Source organism: Bacillus sp. JJ1609 (genome assembly GCF_036967045.1).
In the GTDB taxonomy this organism is placed as follows: Bacteria; Bacillota; Bacilli; order Bacillales; family Cytobacillaceae; genus Mesobacillus.
In genome coordinates, this window is sequence record NZ_JBALSS010000005.1 from 436 (window position 1) to 5,517 (window position 5,082).

2 protein-coding genes and 1 riboswitch are annotated in these 5,082 nt (G+C 38.3%); both genes read left to right on the plus strand.

What is annotated here, in order from left to right:
• Window positions 1–443 (plus strand): hypothetical protein (locus V7654_RS03725; RefSeq protein ID WP_335428594.1); only part of this gene is annotated, 443 nt, incomplete at its 5' end.
• A gap of 351 nt (window positions 444–794) precedes the next feature.
• Window positions 795–891: riboswitch (cyclic di-GMP riboswitch) on the plus strand.
• An 81-nt stretch (window positions 892–972) separates the two neighbouring features.
• Window positions 973–5,082 (plus strand): OmpL47-type beta-barrel domain-containing protein (locus tag V7654_RS03730; protein WP_335428596.1); only part of this gene is annotated, 4,110 nt, incomplete at its 3' end.

Sequence of the window (5,082 nt, forward strand, 5' to 3'; positions counted from 1 at the left end):
ATGTAACCCTGGATAGTACGACCAAGTATGTGAGCAGTGACAGCCGAATTGTAATAAATAATGGATCAGTAGTGGCATCGAATCTTGCCCCTGATGGATTGACAGCAATGGTCACCTTCACATACGGAGGAGTTGAGACAGCCATAAATGTACAGATTAAGAAAACAGAAGTAATAGTAGAGAGCCTTACAGCTAGCTCTGAAAACATAATATTGGCCCCAGGAGAGACTGTGCCATTTACGATTACAGCAAACTTGAGTGATGGAACAACGAAAAATATAACTCTTGATATTTTGACTAAGTATATTAGCAGTCATAGCCGAATTGTAATAAATGATGGGACGATAGTGGCGTCAAATCTTGCTTCAAATGGATTGACCGCAACCATTACTGTTACCTATGATGGCGTAGAAACAACTATAAATGTGCAGGTAAAGCTCTAGAAAAATTTTTTTCTAGAAAAGTAGATATAACTGTTTTACCATAGAGGTTTGTCTTTTAGACAAACCTCTATTTTGAATGAAGAAAGAAATAATAAATAATAAAATATTTAAACCGGCCTCGTTTTTTATAACAGTAATATTGTGAATATCCTCTCGGGTTAACATGAATTGGTAACTCATATTGTTTTGTATATTGGGAGATAGAGGACAGCCTTCAAAATTTGCGAACCATTTTTTAATAAAAACAGTGTTAACCTATGCTAAAGACACAGGAATAAATAATCATGACTTTCGACCTATTAATTTAAAGGTTTAAAACCCTTATAATAGACTAAAACTCACAGAAATCCAAAGTGAAAAAGGCAAACTATGGGAAACTGTAGGACGCAAAGCCAAGGGCCTGTTCTGCTTAAAGAGGAATTTAAGTGGATGGTAGCCGGTTGCCGCAAGGATTCATAGTCTATTTACCTATGAACCTTGTTTAAGGTTCTTTTTTATTTGGAGTTCTGTCCAAAAGGTGGACTATGCAATGAAAGGTTTTTTCTACAGGAAGATAACGTTGTTAGCACTAATCCTTATTGTGTTGCAAAATTTTATTCCTCTTCTAAATGCATTTGCTGACTCTAACGCATTGCCTCCGAGCAATCTGGCAACGCAGTATGTCACTCCGGATGACGTGAAGCTTACGTGGTCTGCAGTTTACGGCGCAACAGGTTATAACGTTTATGAAATTACCGATGGGCAGCTATTGCTTCGTGACAAAACAACTACAGCCGGCTATACCCTTAATAATTTGGCTGAGGGCTCTTATCGCTATGTTGTTTCCACGTTAAGTTTTGATGGGGAATCAGGCCCGAGTGCACCTGTATCTATTGAAATTGAATATCCAGGTATGGCAGTGCCTTCTCAACCTTCCTATACAGTTACCAACGGAAATGATATTACCCTTACGTGGGGAGCAGTTCAATATGCTGAAAAGTATAACATCTACCAAGTTTCTGAAGACGGCAGTCAGTCACTTATTGCCTCACCGGCTGCTAGAACATATAAAATATCCAATTTGCCAGAAGGGAAATATTCTTATGCTATTTCAGCGTTGAATTCTTTGTATGGTGAATCAGTTCTTTCCGAGTCCGTTTCGGTGGACCTTGTTTACCCTGCAATGGCAGTACCTAATAACTTTACTTACTCTTTATCAAATGGTAACGATATCACCCTGAAATGGAATTCAGTAACATATGCGACGAATTACAAGTTATTTGAATTGACCAACAATGAGAAAATATTAAAAAGTACTATTACAGGAACAAGTACTAAATTAACAGGTTTGTCTGCTGGTGAATATATTTATGAAATACGTTCTAATAGTGATCGGTTTGGAGAATCCGCTGAAGGTAGCCAGCTAAAAGTAGTAATAGGCGATGTCGTAATGCCAGCTCCTAAAGACTTAAGCTTTAAGCTACAAAACATAAATGATATCGTCCTGGCCTGGAGCAGTGCTCCTAATGCGAATAGCTACAAAGTTTATCAGATTTTAGATGGAGAACAGGTTCTAAAGAGCACAGTTACCGGAACAAACTATACTGTAGTCAATGCACCTGAAGGTAATCATGAATATGAAATTCACTCTTTTTCTAATACTTATGGTGAATCTGAAAATGGGAGCAACGTAACGGTCCCTGTTATTCATCCGAAAATGCTATCGCCTAATAATTTGACAGAAACAGTTAAAGATGACAAAGATCTTACTTTATCCTGGGATGCTGCCGAAAACGCAACAAACTATAAAGTTTATCAATTAATCGACGGCAAAAAGGTTTTGAAAACTACAACGAGCTCAAGGAGCATTACATACTCCAATTTGACTCCAGGGGAATACAGCTATGTTGTACATTCCTATTCATCCAGATTTGGAGAATCTGAAGATGGCGCTACATTGACCGTTATGGTCAAAGGCAAAACGATGTTACCTCCAGCAAATCTGTCATACACTGTGACAAATGGGAATGATATAAAACTTAGCTGGACTGCAGCGGAGAATACTACTAACTATAAAGTCTATCAGGTTATAGACGGAGTAAAAGTTTTAAAAAACACATTGACTGGAACTTCTATCACTTATTCGAACCTTCCTGAAAATAACTATCAATATGTAGTTCATAGTTATTCATCTCTCTTTGGTGAATCAGAAATTGGAGCAGAACTGAAGTTTTCATTAGTGCATCCTACATTGGAGAATCCAGAGGATGTTAGCTTTAAAATTGTTAACGGCAATGACTTGTCCCTTAGCTGGACGGCTGCTCAGTATGCAACAGGTTATAAGGTATACGAAGTTGTAGAGAATGCAAAAATCCTTAAATATTCTGGTTCTGCTTTGAGTGCAACCATCGCGAAACTTTCTGTTGGAGAACATTCCTTTATGGTACATTCTTTTAGCAGCCGTTTCGGGGAATCGCCTGAAGGAACTAAACTGACAGTAACAATTGAAAATTATACAATGGAGGCACCGTCTAATTTAATCCAAAACATAACGAATGTAAATTCACTTTCACTCAAATGGGATCAGGCTTTGTATGCGAATGGCTATAAAATTTATGAGGTTATGGATGGCTCGAGAGTCCTAAAAAGCACCGTAGCAGGCACTTCAGCAACTATATCCAACATCACTGAGGGTAAACACCAATACCAGATTCATTCTTATAGCGATCGTTTCGGTGAATCACCAGAAGGACTTCCGGTAACTGCGGAAGTTGTTTTTCCGGAAATTCAAGCACCTAAAAATTCCACCTACAATATTCAAAATGGCAATGACGTTGTGCTGAAGTGGGAGGCTGCCGAGTATGCTACTTCTTATAAGGTCTATGAAGTTATTGACGGCCTAAAGGTTTTGAAGGCATCGGCTTCTGGTATCTCTGCAGCTATTGTAAATGTCCAGGAAGGTAGGCATTATTATGTTGTCCATACTGTAAGTTCGCGTTTTGGCGAATCTGCTGAAGGAAGTATATTGTCAGCAGAAGTCATTTTTCCAGAGATGCAAGCACCAGAGAATTTAACCCATACTATTGTTAATGGGAATGATATTTCACTTAAATGGAATGCTTCCGCTTATGCGAATAGCTATAAGATATATCAAGTGGTCAATGGCGAAAAGATACTGAAAACAACTGTTACAGGTACTACAGCTGTTTTGAGCAATATGTCAGAGGGAAATTATTTATTTGAGGTTCATGCAATAAGTACCCGTTTTGGAGAATCTCTTGAAGGAATATCAACTTCATTTGACCTTATTTTCCCGGTTATGCAAGCTCCGGGAAATCTCAACTATAACATTATTAATGGGAACGACATTGTATTGATATGGAATAGTGCTTCCTATGCAACTTCCTATAAAGTTTATAGAGTTGTGGATGGGCAGAAGGAGCTTTTTAGGACAATTACAGGAACTTCTGTAAGTATTGCCAATATGCCGGAGGGTGATTACAAGTATGAAGTTCACTCCTTTAGCAGTCGTTTTGGGGAATCGCCAATCAACAGTGAAATTAGCTTCAAGTTGACCTGGCCGGTTGTCCAGCCTCCGAAACTTTCAGGAACCACTTTTAATGTCAACAATATCACTTTGACATGGCCTGCAGTTACCTGGGCAAATGAATATAGGGTTTACAAAGTAACAGATGGCAAAAAAGAATTAATCTATAAAGGAACAGCCTTAAGCTATAAAGTATACAATCTTAGTGAAGATACACATTCCCTGGAGGTTACAGCCTACAGTACCCGTTTTGGGGAATCAGAACCTTCTAACCAAATAACTGAAACAATTATTTATCCTAAAATGGAAACACCGAAAGCGAATTTAATTGTGCTTGATCAAAAGAGCGCAAGAATCTATTGGGATTTCGTCACATATGCGAACGGCTACAACATTTACGAATTTATCGATGGAAAACCTGTATTAGTAGCTGAGAAAGTCAATAACTTGTCTTATACACTAACGAATCTATCTTATTCTAACCACCTTTATTACGTAACGTCCTACAGCAACTCGTTCGGAGAATCTGATCCATCCGAAACTGTTTTAGCTAAATTGATCATCGATGAAGAAGCACCTGTTACGACTGCAGATGCTAAAACTGAGTGGACAAATCAATCCACTACAGTAAACCTTACTGCTACCGATAACGAAACAGGCGTTAAGGCAACTTTCTATTCTTTTGACGGGATTAACTTTGAAGAAGGAACATCCTTCATGGTTGATAAAGAAGGAGTTAATACTGTTTACTACTATTCAGTGGACAATGTTGGTAATAAGGAAAATGTAAAAAATGTAGAAGTGAAGATTGATAAAACAGCACCACAATCTTCTTCAGACTTGATGGATCAATGGAATACAGCGGATGTTAAGGTTCAATTATCATCAGCCGACAACCTTAGTGGTACGGCGAGAACGTTCTACTCTGTAGATGGATCTGAATATATCGAAGGCACCTCATTTATAGTTAGTGGCGATGAACTACATCGAGTTGCTTACTACAGTATTGACAACGCGGGAAATAAGGAAGAGGTTAAATTCAAAACAGTAAAGAAAGATGGTGAAGCACCTGCTACCACTTCCGATATTTTAGACCAGTGGAACCAAACTGAA